Annotated in this window: 17 protein-coding genes and 1 other annotated feature; of the genes, 14 read left to right on the top strand and 3 right to left on the bottom strand. The window is 42.9% G+C overall.

What is annotated here, in order from left to right:
• Positions 1-49: 49 nt before the first annotated feature.
• Complete coding sequence (locus AC0C66_RS13905) at positions 50-229, top strand: YjzC family protein (RefSeq protein ID WP_003224549.1); 180 nt, start codon at positions 50-52, stop codon at positions 227-229.
• Positions 230-274: 45 nt separating this feature from the next.
• Here AC0C66_RS13905 and AC0C66_RS13900 read toward each other — a convergent pair whose 3' ends face one another.
• Complete coding sequence (locus tag AC0C66_RS13900; protein WP_003224551.1) at positions 275-460, bottom strand: YjzD family protein; 186 nt, start codon at positions 458-460, stop codon at positions 275-277.
• Positions 461-709: 249 nt separating this feature from the next.
• Between AC0C66_RS13900 and AC0C66_RS13895 the strand changes: the two genes are divergently transcribed.
• The 4 genes from AC0C66_RS13895 to comZ all read left to right on the top strand — a co-directional run bounded on the left by AC0C66_RS13895 (position 710) and on the right by comZ (position 3,335).
• Positions 710-1,444: a hypothetical protein gene (locus AC0C66_RS13895; RefSeq protein WP_014113354.1), complete on the top strand. Its 735-nt coding sequence runs from the start codon at positions 710-712 to the stop codon at positions 1,442-1,444.
• 83 nt (positions 1,445-1,527) lie between these two features.
• Entirely contained in the window at positions 1,528-2,085 is a 558-nt protein-coding gene (locus tag AC0C66_RS13890; RefSeq protein WP_072183379.1) for a hypothetical protein, read from the top strand.
• 90 nt (positions 2,086-2,175) lie between these two features.
• Positions 2,176-3,129 (top strand): transcriptional regulator Med, encoded by a 954-nt coding sequence (gene med, locus AC0C66_RS13885; protein ID WP_061188356.1) that lies wholly within the window; start codon positions 2,176-2,178, stop codon positions 3,127-3,129.
• Positions 3,130-3,143: 14 nt separating this feature from the next.
• Positions 3,144-3,335 (top strand): ComG operon transcriptional repressor ComZ, encoded by a 192-nt coding sequence (gene comZ / locus AC0C66_RS13880; RefSeq protein WP_003224559.1) that lies wholly within the window; start codon positions 3,144-3,146, stop codon positions 3,333-3,335.
• Positions 3,336-3,364: 29 nt separating this feature from the next.
• On the opposite strand, the gene yjzB is transcribed toward comZ, so the two are convergent.
• Entirely contained in the window at positions 3,365-3,592 is a 228-nt protein-coding gene (gene yjzB, locus AC0C66_RS13875) for a spore coat protein YjzB (RefSeq protein WP_072183380.1), read from the bottom strand.
• A gap of 165 nt (positions 3,593-3,757) precedes the next feature.
• On the opposite strand from yjzB, the gene fabH reads away from it, so the two are divergent.
• The 9 genes from fabH (at position 3,758) to AC0C66_RS13830 (ending at position 13,614) form a co-directional block, all read left to right on the top strand.
• Positions 3,758-4,696 (top strand): beta-ketoacyl-ACP synthase III, encoded by a 939-nt coding sequence (gene fabH, locus AC0C66_RS13870; RefSeq protein ID WP_072183381.1) that lies wholly within the window; start codon positions 3,758-3,760, stop codon positions 4,694-4,696.
• 24 nt (positions 4,697-4,720) lie between these two features.
• A complete protein-coding gene (gene fabF, locus AC0C66_RS13865; protein WP_014113358.1) occupies positions 4,721-5,962 on the top strand; it encodes a beta-ketoacyl-ACP synthase II in 1,242 nt (413 codons plus the stop codon).
• A gap of 75 nt (positions 5,963-6,037) precedes the next feature.
• Complete coding sequence (locus AC0C66_RS13860) at positions 6,038-6,823, top strand: DUF2268 domain-containing putative Zn-dependent protease (RefSeq protein ID WP_072183382.1); 786 nt, start codon at positions 6,038-6,040, stop codon at positions 6,821-6,823.
• Between the two features lie 187 nt (positions 6,824-7,010).
• Positions 7,011-7,997, top strand: a complete 987-nt coding sequence (gene appD / locus AC0C66_RS13855; RefSeq protein ID WP_061188358.1) for an oligopeptide ABC transporter ATP-binding protein AppD — start codon at positions 7,011-7,013, stop codon at positions 7,995-7,997.
• On the top strand, positions 7,994-8,983 hold the full coding sequence (gene appF / locus AC0C66_RS13850; RefSeq protein ID WP_072183264.1) for an oligopeptide ABC transporter ATP-binding protein AppF: 990 nt from the start codon (positions 7,994-7,996) through the stop codon (positions 8,981-8,983). Before appD ends, appF begins: the two co-directional genes overlap by 4 nt.
• A gap of 88 nt (positions 8,984-9,071) precedes the next feature.
• Positions 9,072-10,703: a peptide-binding protein gene (locus AC0C66_RS13845; RefSeq protein WP_061188360.1), complete on the top strand. Its 1,632-nt coding sequence runs from the start codon at positions 9,072-9,074 to the stop codon at positions 10,701-10,703.
• Between the two features lie 74 nt (positions 10,704-10,777).
• The gene (locus AC0C66_RS13840; protein WP_024120910.1) at positions 10,778-11,728 is read left to right on the top strand and encodes an ABC transporter permease; all 951 of its coding nucleotides are present in this window, start codon (positions 10,778-10,780) and stop codon (positions 11,726-11,728) included.
• Between the two features lie 16 nt (positions 11,729-11,744).
• A complete protein-coding gene (appC, locus tag AC0C66_RS13835) occupies positions 11,745-12,656 on the top strand; it encodes an oligopeptide ABC transporter permease AppC (RefSeq protein WP_061188361.1) in 912 nt (303 codons plus the stop codon).
• Positions 12,657-12,861: 205 nt separating this feature from the next.
• Positions 12,862-13,614: a YjbA family protein gene (locus AC0C66_RS13830; protein WP_014113365.1), complete on the top strand. Its 753-nt coding sequence runs from the start codon at positions 12,862-12,864 to the stop codon at positions 13,612-13,614.
• A gap of 33 nt (positions 13,615-13,647) precedes the next feature.
• Here AC0C66_RS13830 and trpS read toward each other — a convergent pair whose 3' ends face one another.
• Positions 13,648-14,640 carry a tryptophan--tRNA ligase gene (trpS, locus tag AC0C66_RS13825; RefSeq protein ID WP_003224581.1) on the bottom strand — a complete coding sequence of 331 codons (993 nt, stop codon included), beginning with the start codon at positions 14,638-14,640 and terminating at the stop codon, positions 13,648-13,650.
• A gap of 58 nt (positions 14,641-14,698) precedes the next feature.
• Positions 14,699-14,912, bottom strand: a binding site (T-box leader).
• Between the last annotated feature and the right edge of the window lie 406 nt (positions 14,913-15,318).

Below are 15,318 nucleotides of genomic sequence, written 5' to 3'. Positions count from 1 at the left end.
ACAGCCGCTTAGGCGCATACTACAGCAAAAAGGAAAAGGAGGAAAAACAGTGGGACAGCAGCATCAATTCCGGCCCGGGCAGAAAGCGCCTAATAACGGTGTCTACGTAGAAATCGGCGAGACGGGGAGCATGGTTAAAAACCCTCAAAAGATCCATCTGTCAGCAGGAGAAATGTTCCCTGAAACATCAAATCACAATCGGCTGTGGACATATAAAAGAAAGCCGTGATCAAGAAAAAACCCAAAACAATAAATGTTTTGGGTTTTTGGCTTTTTAATGCTGGCTTGCATTTTTGTTCATAGGCATGATTTCCGCTAAAACCATGATTAAGACATACAGTACAACAGCAATGACAGATGATGTTTTGAAATTATACGCAGCGCTGTTCATGCTGGCAATCAAGTAGCATGCCATATGTGATAAAAGGAACGTCCAAATAAAGGCAATAATATATCGCACGTTTCCACCTCGTCCTTCTCATTCTATTCTAAAAGTTATCATACCATACAAAAAGCGAAGGGGGAATCCAATTTTAGCAGAAAGTGAGGTGATAAAAGAGTCTAATTCGTCACACTTTAATGGTAAAATATAAAAACATCAATCAGTATATTAGCCAAAACTGTAAAAGGCTAGGACTTTACCTTATTCGTTTCTTTTCTTTTTACATAAGATAGCGTGAGATGAAGTGTGAAAGGAGGCGGGCAAGCGATGGGAATAACGGAAAGGTACTTTCAATTGGGAACGGAGCATAATGTCATTCATCTGCCCTATCGCCCGAACGGCTTCGGCATCTTTATCTTGGGGGACAGAACCCACTTTGTCGGGAATAATTCAAGCTTTTGGCTTCAGCATTACGGAAGAAATCAGCTTCTGAACATGCTGAGGAATGAAGGATATACTCTTTTTAACAGCAATCTGTTCGGAAGGCATTGGGGTGCAGAAAAAGCGGTCACCTATGCCAAACAGCTGATACATTCCGTGCTAAAGCAGGAAATCCTCAATCCGAAGATTCATATTTTAGCAGAAGGCATGGGTGCTCTCGTGGCCGATGAACTGCTTCGTTTTTCCCCGGATCATATCCGCTCAGCCGCAATGTTGAATCCTTGTCTCGATCTTCAGGCACATTATGAATCAGAGAAAGAAAATAAATTTTTCTATAAGCAATTTTTAAAAGAAGTATCGGAAAGCTACGGAATTTCTGAAAAAGAAGCGGAAGTGCTTCGTTACAAAACCATTGAAAGCTATCCGAGCGGCGTGCCGGTTCATATATGGCAGCGTATGACCGGAGCTCCCTATCCGTACAGCGTACATGCTGAAGTATTCAAGGGAAAACAGCAAAAGCAAGGTTCACCGGTCGATATGACATTTCACTTATTTGAGCATCCAAGCAGAATTTATGCTTCAATCTGCAAATTCTTTCACAGTCATGAAAAAGCGTTATAAAGAATACAATAACAACAGCCTTCTCTTTTGCGGAGGCTGTTTTTTGCTTTGGGAATAGAAAAACCGGAAGGGCGGCAGATGCAATGGAATCAACGCTGATTGTAGGTGCGGACGAATTTTTCGGCCTTTCATTATGCGAGCGAATGATGAATGAAGGCATACATGTTGACGTCATTCTGGCGGAAACAGAAGATGAAATGAGACAAATGTACTTAGAAGAAAGACTCATGTGGCTTGGGAGAAATGGACTCTTTCGCCAGCTTGAACACATTGGAGATCAAAAATATGATACAATTTGTATCCAGTTCGGCGGCTTTTTGCCTTTAGACCAATTTAATTCTCCCTATATATTAATATATGAACAAGACCGAAAAGAATGGGAAAAGCGTGAAAAAAAGGGATCAGAAAAAACGGTGATCCTGCCGAAAATGTATGGGCCGTGGAAAGAAGAAATCGAGGTAGACGGCTATTACACAGACGATGTGGCTGACGAGCTGCTGAGATTCCTGCTTGAATCAAGCCGCGATAGCAAAGATCAGTTTTTTGATTTGCAAGTCACAGAAAAAACCTCAAAAGAAGAAGCAAAAGCAAAAATTTCCGAGTGGAAAAGACAATTTTCATCAATTTTCGACAAATATTAAGAAATACCTTCCATGTTTCGAGTTTTCTAGATACAATAAACGTATAAAAATGATACATGTTATAGCTTGTCAAAAGGAGTTGAACATGACTTGATCACAAGGCTTGTCATGATCTTTTCTGTCCTCCTTTTATTAAGCGGTTGTGGACAAACTCCGTTTAAAGGAAAAATTGAGAAGGTCGGCATGCTCTTTCCTGATACGATTAATGACCTCGTATGGGGCACAAAAGGGTATAAAGGATTACTGAATATACAATCAAAATATAATGTGGATGTCTACTATAAAGAAGGCGTTAAAACAGATGAAGATATTATAAATGCGATTGAGGATTTTCATAAGCGGGGCGTTAATCTCCTCTATGGCCATGGGAGTGAATATGCAGAGGTGTTTAACTTGGTCAGTGAAGATTATCCAGATATGGAATTCGTCATTTCTAATGCTAAAGCAAAAGCTGATAATGTGACGAGTGTCCATTTCAGCGGCGAAGCAATGGGTTTCTTTGGAGGAATGACAGCTGCCCGTATGTCGAAAACGAATCAGGTCGGCGTGATTGCTTCCTTTACGTGGCAGCCGGAGGTTGACGGTTTTATCAAAGGGGCCAAATATGAAAATCCGAATATAGAAGTAAACACAAAATATACGGATCATTGGGATGATGATACGACAGCAGTAAAGCTTTATCAGAAAATGAAGAACGAAGGCGCGGATGTTGTGTATCCCGCCGGAGATGGGTATAATGTTCCTGTCATTCAGCAAATCAAAAAAGACGGCCTTTATGCCATCGGATACGTCACAGATCAATCGGATCTGGGCGAGAATACCGTATTAACCAGCACGGTGCAAAATGTGGACAAGGCTTATGAAATCATCGCTGAGCAATTCAACAAAGGCACCCTTGAAGGCGGCGATCATTACTACGACCTGAAAACGGGAGTTGTTGAAATGGGAACATTCAGCCCGCTTGTCGATAAAGACTTTCAGCAAAGAATCGCCAAGCTGATCAAAACGTACAACAAAACAGGCGAACTGCCAAAAAACGAGTAATGGAGTGACGTCACATGCAGCACGAAAAATCACTTGAGTTCTTGCAAATTGCCATGAAATATCTGCCTGAAGCGAAAGAACAGCTTGAAAAATCAGGCATTGAGCTGTCGATGGAGGCCATACAGCCGTTTATGAATCTATTTACAACGGTAATGGCGGAAGCTTATGAGCTTGGCAAGTCTGACGCGAAATCTGAAACCGAATAAAAAGAAGCCACTTTTTCGAAAGTGGCTTTTCACTTGATTTTCTTTTTAATAGCGGAAACCATAGGTGCGAGCTCCTTGAGAGCGGGCTTGATTTGATCGAGAGAGTTCATAATCGAACCGATTTGGTTCATAATATACATGTAATCAATCGTCTCTTCTTCGTTTGTCCGGGAAACCTCCTCCTCCACTTCTTCCTTCTCTGGGTTTTGTTTTGCGTTATCGCCGAACATCATCTTTGAAAATATATCCACCTGTATACGCCTCCTTTTCCATATACCATACTGTATGAGTAAGATGAACTGATAGTTTAGACGAATATATTGCCATGTGAAAAAAAATAGGATAGAATTAGTACCTGATACTAATAATTGATCACAACCTGATTGATCTTCTAAATTTACTATATAAAGGAGTCTTCCCTTATGAAAGCTGGAATACTTGGAGTGGGACGTTATATCCCTGAGAAGGTTTTAACAAATCATGATCTTGAAAAAATGGTTGAAACTTCTGACGAGTGGATTCGTACAAGAACAGGAATAGAAGAAAGAAGAATCGCCGCAGACGACGTCTTTTCATCACATATGGCTGTTGCAGCTGCAAAACAAGCGCTTGAACAAGCTGAAGTGGCTGCTGAGGACCTGGATATGATCCTGGTTGCAACTGTTACACCTGATCAGTCATTTCCTACGGTCTCTTGTATGATTCAAGAACAGCTCGGCGCGAAGAAAGCGTGTGCTATGGATATCAGCGCGGCTTGTGCTGGCTTTATGTACGGGGTGGTCACCGGTAAACAATTTATTGAATCCGGAACGTACAAACATGTCCTTGTTGTCGGTGTAGAAAAGCTCTCAAGCATTACAGACTGGGAAGACCGCAACACAGCCGTTCTGTTTGGTGACGGAGCTGGCGCTGCGGTAGTCGGACCAGTCAGTGATGACAGAGGGATCCTTTCATTTGAACTTGGAGCAGACGGCACAGGCGGTCAGCACTTGTATCTCAATGAAAAACGACATACAATCATGAATGGACGAGAAGTTTTTAAATTTGCAGTCCGCCAAATGGGAGAATCATGTGTTAATGTCATCGAAAAAGCCGGACTTTCAAAAGAAGACGTCGACTTTTTGATTCCGCATCAGGCGAACATCCGCATCATGGAAGCTGCACGTGAGCGTTTGGAGCTTCCTGCCGAAAAGATGTCTAAAACCGTTCATAAATATGGAAATACTTCTGCCGCATCCATTCCGATTTCTCTCGTAGAAGAATTGGAAGCCGGTAAAATCAAAGATGGCGATGTGGTCGTCATGGTAGGATTCGGCGGAGGATTAACTTGGGGCGCCATTGCAATACGCTGGGGCCGATAAAAAAAGGTGAGAGGTGCACACAAGATGAGTAAAAAAAGAGTAGTTGTTACAGGGCTCGGAGCATTGTCTCCGCTTGGCAACGATGTCGATACAAGTTGGAATAACGCAATCAACGGTGTGTCCGGAATCGGTCCGATCACTCGTGTTGATGCTGAAGAATATCCGGCAAAAGTAGCCGCTGAATTGAAAGACTTCAATGTTGAAGATTATATGGATAAAAAAGAAGCTAGAAAAATGGACCGTTTTACACAATATGCGGTTGTGGCTGCAAAAATGGCGGTTGAAGACGCAGATCTTAAGATTACGGATGAGATCGCGCCAAGAGTCGGTGTTTGGGTAGGTTCCGGCATTGGGGGACTTGAAACACTAGAGTCTCAATTTGAAATCTTCTTAACAAAAGGACCGAGACGGGTTAGCCCGTTTTTCGTGCCAATGATGATTCCCGATATGGCGACAGGCCAGATTTCTATTGCATTAGGAGCAAAAGGGGTTAACTCTTGTACGGTTACAGCATGTGCTACAGGAACGAACTCTATCGGTGACGCGTTTAAAGTCATTCAGCGCGGCGATGCAGACGTTATGGTCACAGGCGGAACTGAAGCGCCGCTGACAAGAATGTCATTCGCGGGCTTCAGTGCCAACAAAGCGCTGTCTACTAATCCAGATCCGAAAACAGCGAGCCGCCCGTTCGATAAAAACCGTGATGGCTTTGTCATGGGTGAAGGTGCAGGGATTATCGTTCTTGAAGAGCTTGAACATGCTCTGGCCCGCGGCGCAAAGATTTACGGAGAAATTGTCGGCTATGGCTCAACAGGAGACGCTTATCATATCACAGCGCCGGCACAAGACGGTGAAGGCGGAGCGAGAGCGATGCAAGAAGCCATTAAAGATGCGGGCATCGCGCCTGAAGAAATTGATTATATCAATGCTCACGGGACAAGCACGTACTACAACGACAAATACGAAACAATGGCGATTAAAACCGTATTCGGCGAGCATGCGCATAAACTTGCGGTAAGCTCTACAAAATCGATGACAGGCCACCTCTTAGGAGCAGCTGGCGGTATTGAAGCGATTTTCTCTGTGCTTGCCATTAAAGAAGGTATGATCCCGCCGACAATCAATATTCAAACACCTGATGAAGAATGCGATTTAGATTATGTGCCAGATGAAGCCCGCAGACAGGATCTCAATTATGTTCTCAGCAACTCATTGGGATTCGGCGGACACAATGCAACATTAATCTTTAAGAAATATCAATCATAATCAAGCCAAACCGGCTGCCCTTAAAGGGTAGCCGGTTTTTTTTGTGCGCATAGAATAAAAAGGGGAGGCGATCACATGAGTGTGGAACAAACACATAGCTGGCTCGGGAAGGCTGCTTCAATAGATGATTTGGCCCATTACATTGTCCCGCTTTTTTCAGGTGTGGAGAAAAAGAACTGGAAAGGCATTCTGGGACACCTTCAGCATCATGGGATGTTTAAAAACATAAAAGAGGGCATTCAGACTGCTTCTAAGCTGAAAGAAAAAGGTTTTTACGAGCATATTCAAAAGGAAGAACAGTACCTCAAAAACAAATGGCAAGGGCCTGATGTACCAATTGTCACGCTGCCGGTTGATGAACGAAACAAGAGAATTCGTTTAGAATTCGGATCAAAATCAGGACTCGCCTTTCAAGACAAAATGTTCCTCTTTCTCTCGTCAAATTTAGATTTTGCATCGGTATCTGCTCTGATCACACATGAATATCACCACGTTTGCCGGTTAGATCATCTGACGAAAGAGGAAAAGGATGTCACATTACTTGATACAATCATCATGGAAGGGCTGGCAGAATATGCTGTTTATGAGAGGTTCGGCCGAAGTCAAACGGCTGAATGGACGTCTTGGTATACGCCGGAGCAGCTGCAAGCTTTATATGACAAAAAGATTGCGCCCCACCAGGATATCAAACGGGACAATCGATTATTCTCACAGCTGTTATTCGGCAAAGGATATCAGCCCAAAATGCTTGGATACGCAGTCGGATTCAATATTGTAAAAAAGTATTTAACGGCCAACAAAGCAAACACGACAGACGGGCTGTCCATCCCTGCCGAAACCTTTTTGAATGCAACGCTTTAAAAGAATAAAATAATGGGATTTCGTTAATAATATTACATTTATCCTAAAAAATTCTTGATTTTGCAAAATGATTGTAATAATATACAACTATAAAATTTTTCGATAATTCAATATTATTTATTATTTCTGAATAAAGGGATTGCTTTCTCTTGAAAACGTTTGACAAGAGGGGGAAAGGGGAGCTAGCATGAGCACACTTTTAGAAGTGAATAATTTAAAGACTTATTTTTTCAGGAAAAAGGAGCCGATCCCTGCGGTTGACGGAGTCGATTTTCACATCAGCAAAGGCGAAACCGTCGCGCTTGTAGGTGAATCGGGCTCGGGAAAAAGCATTACTTCTTTATCAATTATGGGCCTTGTCCAAAGCTCAGGCGGAAAAATCATGGACGGCTCTATTAAACTCGAAGACAAAGACCTCACCTCGTTCACTGAAAACGACTATTGCAAAATCCGCGGAAACGAAGTATCCATGATTTTTCAGGAACCAATGACCTCCCTGAATCCGGTGTTAACAATCGGAGAACAAATTACCGAAGTGCTGATTTACCATAAAAACATGAAGAAAAAAGAAGCTCGCCAAAAAGCTGTTGAACTCTTGCAGATGGTCGGTTTCTCCCGGGCCGAGCAAATGATGAAGGAGTACCCGCACCGGCTGTCCGGCGGAATGAGACAGAGGGTGATGATTGCCATCGCACTCAGCTGTAATCCTAAACTGCTCATTGCCGATGAACCGACGACAGCACTGGATGTGACAATACAAGCCCAAGTTTTGGAGCTCATGAAAGATCTCTGCCAGAAGTTCAACACGTCGATACTTCTCATCACACACGACTTAGGTGTCGTATCGGAAGCAGCCGACAGAGTGATTGTCATGTACTGCGGACAAGTCGTGGAAAACGCCACCGTTGACGACTTATTTTTAGAGCCGCTTCATCCTTATACAGAAGGCCTGCTTACGTCGATTCCCGTCATAGATGGAGAGATTGATAAATTAAATGCGATTAAAGGAAGCGTGCCGACACCAGATAATCTGCCGCCGGGGTGCCGATTTGCCCCAAGGTGCCCGAAAGCCATGGATAAATGCTGGACAAATCAGCCTTCGCTTTTGACGCACAAAAGCGGAAGAACGGTGAGATGCTTTTTATATGAGGAAGAGGGTGCCGAACAATCATGACAGCAGCTAATCAAGAAACAATCTTAGAGCTTCGTGACGTAAAAAAATACTTCCCGATCCGCTCAGGCCTTTTTCAAAGAAAAGTAGGCGATGTTAAAGCGGTGGACGGTGTTTCATTTTCGTTAAAAAAAGGAGAAACACTCGGAATCGTTGGAGAGTCCGGCTGCGGGAAATCGACTGCCGGCAGGACGATGATCAGGCTGTACAAACCGACAGAAGGCCAAATCCTTTTTAAAGGACAGGATATTTCCAACCTGTCAGAGGAGAAGCTGCGGAAAAGTGTCCGCAAAAATATTCAAATGGTGTTCCAAGATCCATTTGCCTCGTTGAATCCAAGAAAGACGCTGCGTTCCATCATAAAGGAGCCGTTTAATACGCACCACATGTATACGATGCATGAACGAAACGAGAAAGTCGAAGAACTGCTTGCGAGAGTAGGCCTTCACCCGTCGTTTGCCAGCCGTTATCCCCATGAATTTTCCGGCGGACAGCGTCAGCGGATCGGCATCGCCAGAGCGCTCACTTTGAATCCAGAACTGATCATCGCAGATGAACCAGTTTCCGCACTTGATGTATCAATTCAGGCCCAAGTTATTAACTTAATGGAAGAATTGCAGGAAGAATTTAATCTGACGTATCTATTTATCTCTCATGATCTTAGTGTCGTCCGCCATATCAGCGACAGAGTCGGAGTGATGTATCTTGGAAAAATGATGGAACTGACCGGCAAGCATGAGCTTTACGACAATCCGCTCCATCCGTATACCCAAGCTCTTTTATCGTCCGTTCCGGTTACAAGAAGAAAAGGATCTGTCAAACGTGAACGCATCGTCCTGAAGGGAGAACTGCCGAGTCCGGCCAATCCGCCAAAAGGCTGCGTTTTCCACACGAGATGTCCTGTTGCAAAGCCAATATGCAAGGAACAAATACCAGAATTCAAAGAAGCTGCTCCCAGCCATTTTGTGGCTTGTCACCTTTATGGCTAATTGTTGCCCGCACAGCTTTGAGAGGGGGTATGCACACTACATAAACAACAGCTGAGAGGAACGAACATTTCAAAAGGGGGAATATCTAATGAAAAGACGGAAAACCGCACTGATGATGCTAAGTGTATTGATGGTTCTGGCCATCTTTTTATCGGCCTGCTCGGGATCAAAATCGAGCAGCAGCAGCGAGAAAAAATCAAACGGAAAACCTCAGCAAGGCGGGGATTTGGTTGTTGGCTCAATCGGAGCGCCAACACTTTTCAACTCATTATATTCAACTGATGAATCGAGTACAGATATTGAACAAATGATTTACAGTTTTTTAACGAAAACAGATGAAAATTTAAATGTCAAAATGTCACTGGCGGAAAGTGTGAAAGAGCTGGATGGCGGACTGAAATATGACGTGAAAATCAAAAAAGGCGTTAAGTTCCATGACGGAGAAGAGCTGACTGCCGATGATGTTGTCTTTACGTACAGCATTCCATTGAATAAGGATTACAAAGGAGAGCGCGGCTCTAACTTTGAAATGCTGAAATCGGTAGAGAAAAAGGGAGATTACGAGGTTTTATTTACCCTGAAATACAAAGATCCTAACTTCTATAATAATACGTTAGACAGCTATGGGATTCTGCCGAAGCACATTTTAAAAGATGTACCGGTTGCAGAGCTTGAGGATAATGACTTTAATAGAAAAAATCCAATCGGCTCAGGGCCTTTCAAATTTAAAGAATGGAAAGACGGCCAATACGTCAAGCTCGTTGCCAATGATGACTACTATGACGGACGCCCGTATTTAGACAGTGTCACGTATAAAATCATTCCGGACGCCAATGCAGCGGTTGCCCAGCTTCAAGCCGGCGACATCGATTTCTTTAACGTGCCGTCAACTGACTATAAGACAGCTGAATCGTTTAATAATGTCAAAGTTGTAACAGACTTGGCGCTGAGCTACTCATATATCGGCTGGAATGAGAAAAACGAGCTCTTTAAAGATAAAAAAGTACGCCAGGCACTCACCACCGCGTTAGACCGTGAAACTATGGTGCAAACTGTATTGGATGGAGACGGGGAAGTCGCTTATATTCCGGAAAGCCCGGCTTCTTGGAACTATCCGAAAAACGTAGAAGTGCCTAAATTTAAATACAACGTGAAAAAAGCAAAGAAGATGCTGAAAGAAGCCGGCTGGGAAGATACTGACGGTGACGGCATCTTAGATAAAGACGGTAAAAAGTTTGAGTTTACTCTGAAAACGAACCAAGGAAATAAAGTGCGTGAGGATATTGCTGTTGTTGTTCAAGAGCAGCTCAAAAAAGTCGGTATTAAAGTAACGCCGCAAATAGTTGAATGGAGTGCGTTAGTAGAACAGACAAGTGCCCCTAATTGGGACTATGACGCAATGGTGTTAGGCTGGAGCCTGTCCACGTTCCCGGATCACTATGATATCTTCCATTCTAGCCAGTCTGAAAAAGGCTTAAATAACATGTGGTACAAAAACCCTGAAGTTGATAAGCTTCTCAAAGATGCAAAATCAATCAGCGACCGTGATGAATACTCAAAAGCCTACGAAAAGATTTACCAAAAACTTGCTGAAGATCAGCCATATACCTTCCTTTATTATCCGAACAACCATATGGCGATGCCAGCTAACTTAGAGGGTTATGTGTATCATCCGAAACGTACACTATATCAGATTGAAAAATGGTGGCTTGCCCAATAATTTTCCCTTGCAGGGGAGGGAGTGCGTTTCCTTCCCCTTCTATATTGATAAAGAACCACAAAGGGGACAAGAATATGGTTACATATATCATTCGAAGAACTTTAGCTTCAATTCCTATCTTATTAGGAATTACAATTTTGTCTTTTGTCATTATGAAAGCGGCTCCCGGAGATCCGATGACGCTTATGATGGACCCTACCATCAGCCAGGCAGACAGAGCGCAGTTTATTGAAAAATACGGCCTGAATGACCCGGAATACGTTCAATATTTAAAATGGCTAGGCAATATGGTTCAAGGGGATTTCGGAACGTCCATTATCAGAAAAGGAACGCCTGTTTCAGAGCTGATTATAGCAAGGCTGCCTAATACACTCCTCCTAATGCTGGTGTCGACGATATTGGCGCTGATCATTTCAATCCCATTTGGTGTGATTTCTGCTAAAAAACCTTATTCAAAACTGGATTATGGCATTACATTTACTTCATTTATCGGTTTAGCCATTCCGAACTTTTGGTTCGGTCTGATTTTAATTATGGTGTTTGCTGTGAACCTCGGCTGGTTCCCGACAGGGGGAGTCGCTACTCTTAACACGGATTTTAGCTTATTAGACCGGATTCATCATTTGTTATTACCCGCATTTGTGTTAGCTACGGCAGATATGGCTGGCTTAACGAGATACACAAGGTCAAATATGCTTGATGTGTTAAATCAAGACTATATCCGAACAGCCAGATCAAAAGGCTTTAAAGAAAATCGCGTGCTATTTAAGCATGGCTTGCGAAATGCGCTATTGCCTGTTATTACGATCTTCGGTTTAATGATTCCCTCCTTTATCGGCGGAGCGGTTGTCGTAGAGCAGATTTTCACATGGCCGGGGTTAGGAAAGCTGTTTGTCGATTCGGCATTCCAGCGTGATTATCCGGTTATTATGGCAATGACCGTGATTTCGGCAGTGCTTGTCGTGGTCGGAAACCTCATTGCGGACATCCTTTACGCGATTGTTGATCCGCGGATCGAATATTAAGAGGAGGGAAACAGAGATGTCAGAGTTGCAAACAACTCCCTCGCCGGAGATCAGACTGAAAGAAAACATTTCGAAAAAACCAGATACGATGACCAAGATCTTCTGGGAAAAATTCTCGAAAAACAAGCTGGCCATTCTAGGTGCCGTCATTCTGTTTATCATTATTATGTCGGCTGTTTTCGCTCCCTTGATTGCACCTTACCCCCAGGAGCAACAAAGCTTGCTTGATAAGTATAAAGCACCGGGCCTTGAACATCTGATGGGAACCGATAAATTCGGCCGTGATATTTTCAGCCGGATCTTGTATGGGGCGCGTGTCTCTTTATTGGTTGGTTTTGCGTCTGTAGTCGGTTCGATTTTGATCGGAACAGTTTTAGGGGCGTTAGCTGGGTATTTCAGAGGAATAGCCGATGCTGTCATTATGCGTCTGGTCGACATTGTATTATCCATTCCTGATATCTTCTTACTGATCACGCTGGTCACCGTCTTCAAGCCAGGTGTGGACAAACTAATTTTAATTTTCTGTCTTACAGGCTGGACCACGACAGCGCGGTTAGTAAGGGGAGAATTCTTGTCGCTTCGTTCAAGAGAATATGTTCTCGCCGCTAAAACAATTGGGACAAAGACGCACAAAATTATTTTTTCGCATATCCTGCCAAATGCGTTAGGGCCGATTATCGTCTCGGCGACGCTGAAAGTAGGATCTGTCATTCTGGCTGAATCAGCGTTAAGCTACTTGGGGTTCGGAATTCAGCCGCCAATCGCAAGCTGGGGAAACATGCTTCAAGACGCACAAAATTTCACAGTAATGATTCAAGCATGGTGGTACCCGTTATTTCCCGGGCTATTCATTTTAATTACCGTTTTATGCTTCAACTTTGTCGGTGATGGTCTGCGGGATGCATTGGATCCAAAAAATATTAAATGAAAATGAAAATAATATCTGGTATAAAATATAACAAAATCATAAGAAAAGCAGATCTCTTTTTGTCAGAAAATATACAAAGAGATCTGCTTTTTGTGATTTTTACATAAACCCAGCGATTCCAGATTTCCTCAATCTCTTTGGAATAATTTCTCTGTCCCTTGCCTATACTGTGGACAACAGTTTTTATAAAAGTGAGGGGTTAGAGATGTTATTTCTTCATGATGTGTGGGTCAATTGGTTTGAAGGGGAAGAAAATGGCTACAATGTATGCCACTTTCACGAATGGCGCAAGGAAGATACGGTTGAGCTTTTGGATCAGGTGCCGCTGTTAAGGGTGCCGTCGGTACTGTTTCATTACATAGAAAACGATTTGTCTGAGCTTCCGAAAGGTTTGCTTGACGACGTACATCAGAAATCGTACATTCGGAAAAATCATGAGCGGACAAAGCTTGAGTATTGTTTTGTTGTAACAGACGGAATCGGCATTTTGGCTGTCGACACGATCGGCTACACGATCCCTGTCAGAAAAAGCCGTTTGATCCCAAGGCAGGAGCAGCTCGTTTATGAAATGGTAAAAGATGTAGAGCCTGAAACATATGAATTTGAGCCAAAGAAGCTGGAATCCTCTAAAGAATATCACATTTTATCATTAGCACCAGAGCACGTCAGAGGGCTGACAAGAAAAGAACGGCAAATCAAGCAGCTGATGTTTATGGCGCTGGACCAATTAAAAGGGCTGAAAAACCGCGCTGAAATCGGCTACTGGTACACAGAGTGGAACCCGCATATGTACGAACAAATCAAACGGATGAGCTTTGAAGAGATTTGGGACATGCTGTATAACGAAACAATTGAAGGCTGGTCGGACAAGCATCTGGCATTTTGCGAAAACCTGATAAAAGGACAGCCTTTTTTCGAAAAGCTATGGGAAATGGAAAATGAATCAAAGGTAAACTAAAAAAACCGCTCTTTGCAAAGAGCGGTTTTTTGATTAGCGTCTTTTTCGGCCAAGGCCCATGGCGTTCTCCATTTTTTTCAGCATTTTGTTCGCTGTCCGGTTTGCCCGTTCCGCGCCTTCATCGAGAATCCGGTCTAATTCATCAGATTCAATTAGTTCATGATAGCGGTCCTGGATCGGTTTTAGTGCGTTAACCACGACTTCTGCCAAATCACCTTTAAACTCGCCGTAGCCTTTCCCTTCGTACTTTGCTTCAAGCTCTTCAATTGTCGTATTGCCGAGGATTGAATAAATCGTAAGAAGGTTGGAAACGCCTGGTTTGTTTTCCTTATCAAATTTTACAATGCCTTCAGAATCTGTCACAGCGCTTTTGATTTTCTTTTCAAGAAGCTTCGGTTCATCCAGTAATGTAATATAAGCTTTCTGGTTCGGATCGGATTTGCTCATTTTCTTCAGCGGATCATTCAGAGACATGATGCGTGCGCCGACTTTTGGAATTTTCACTTCCGGAACCGTAAAGATGTCGTTATATTTTTTGTTGAAGCGTTCTGCGAGATTTCGCGTCAGCTCAAGGTGCTGCTTTTGATCCTCGCCGACAGGCACAAGATCTGTTCCATACAGCAGAATATCAGCGGCCATCAGCGGCGGGTATGTTAACAGGCCGGAGACAACAGCTTCATTGCCTTTGGATTTGTCTTTAAATTGGGTCATCCGTTCAAGCTCGCCGATATACGCGACACACTGCATCATCCATCCGGCCTGTGCATGCGCGGGAACCTCTGACTGAATAAACAATGTTGCTTTTTCTGGATCAAGTCCGACAGCTAAGTAAAGCGCCGCCAGACTGCGGATATTCTTTCTTAGCTGAAGCCGGTCTTGAGGCACGGTTATTGCATGCTGATCCACGATGCAAAAATAGCTGTTATAATCATGCTGCAGTTCGACAAACTGCTTCATTGCACCGATATAGTTGCCGAGCGTAACGGAGCCGCTTGGCTGAATGCCTGAAAAAATCGTTTGTTTCATGAAAACATCAACCTCATTTCTTAAAACATAATAAAAAAGGCCCATTCTTCCCCTATAAAAAAGGGACGAATGAACCGTGGTACCACCCTGATTATTCCATTAAAATGGAATCACTCTGACGTTTGTAACGGAGACTGCTCCGGCTGAGCCTACTTTTTCGGTTTCGGTCAGCTGCTCCAAAGTCCATTCCACATTGCCCGTTATCTGCTCCCAGCACCGCAGACTCTCTTCAAACGGGTGAAATGTGTACTACTCTTTTTCATAGCACGCTTTTCTTTTGATTGCTTCATTATAAATCAATTATAACCAATTGTCATCATGAAAAAACATTCTTTTTTCCAGTAACATTGTAAAGATATAAATACCACTGGTGCTGTAAAACCCCTAAATGATAACTGCTATCAGCGTGAAAACAGCTAGATATTATATGTAAAAAGCAATATGGATAGAAAACTTATCAAATAGTTTTTAATCAATTTATGCTTTAAATGGTAGAAGGATATTATGTTCGTGGAAGAAAAACTAACGAAGTTCAAATATTTTAAATTGATAAAATAATATTGCAATAAATTATTTGTTTCATTATAATGAACTTGTTCACTCTATTGTTACAGCTTTTTTACAAAAATAATCAGAAAAGACGGAACAGAATAAAAGTTATGGAAACTCAGGTTCATT

The organism is Bacillus sp. VA13 (assembly GCF_055710085.1).
Note: the sequence above shows the minus strand (reverse complement) of the source record. Positions and strands in the feature narration are given on the sequence as shown.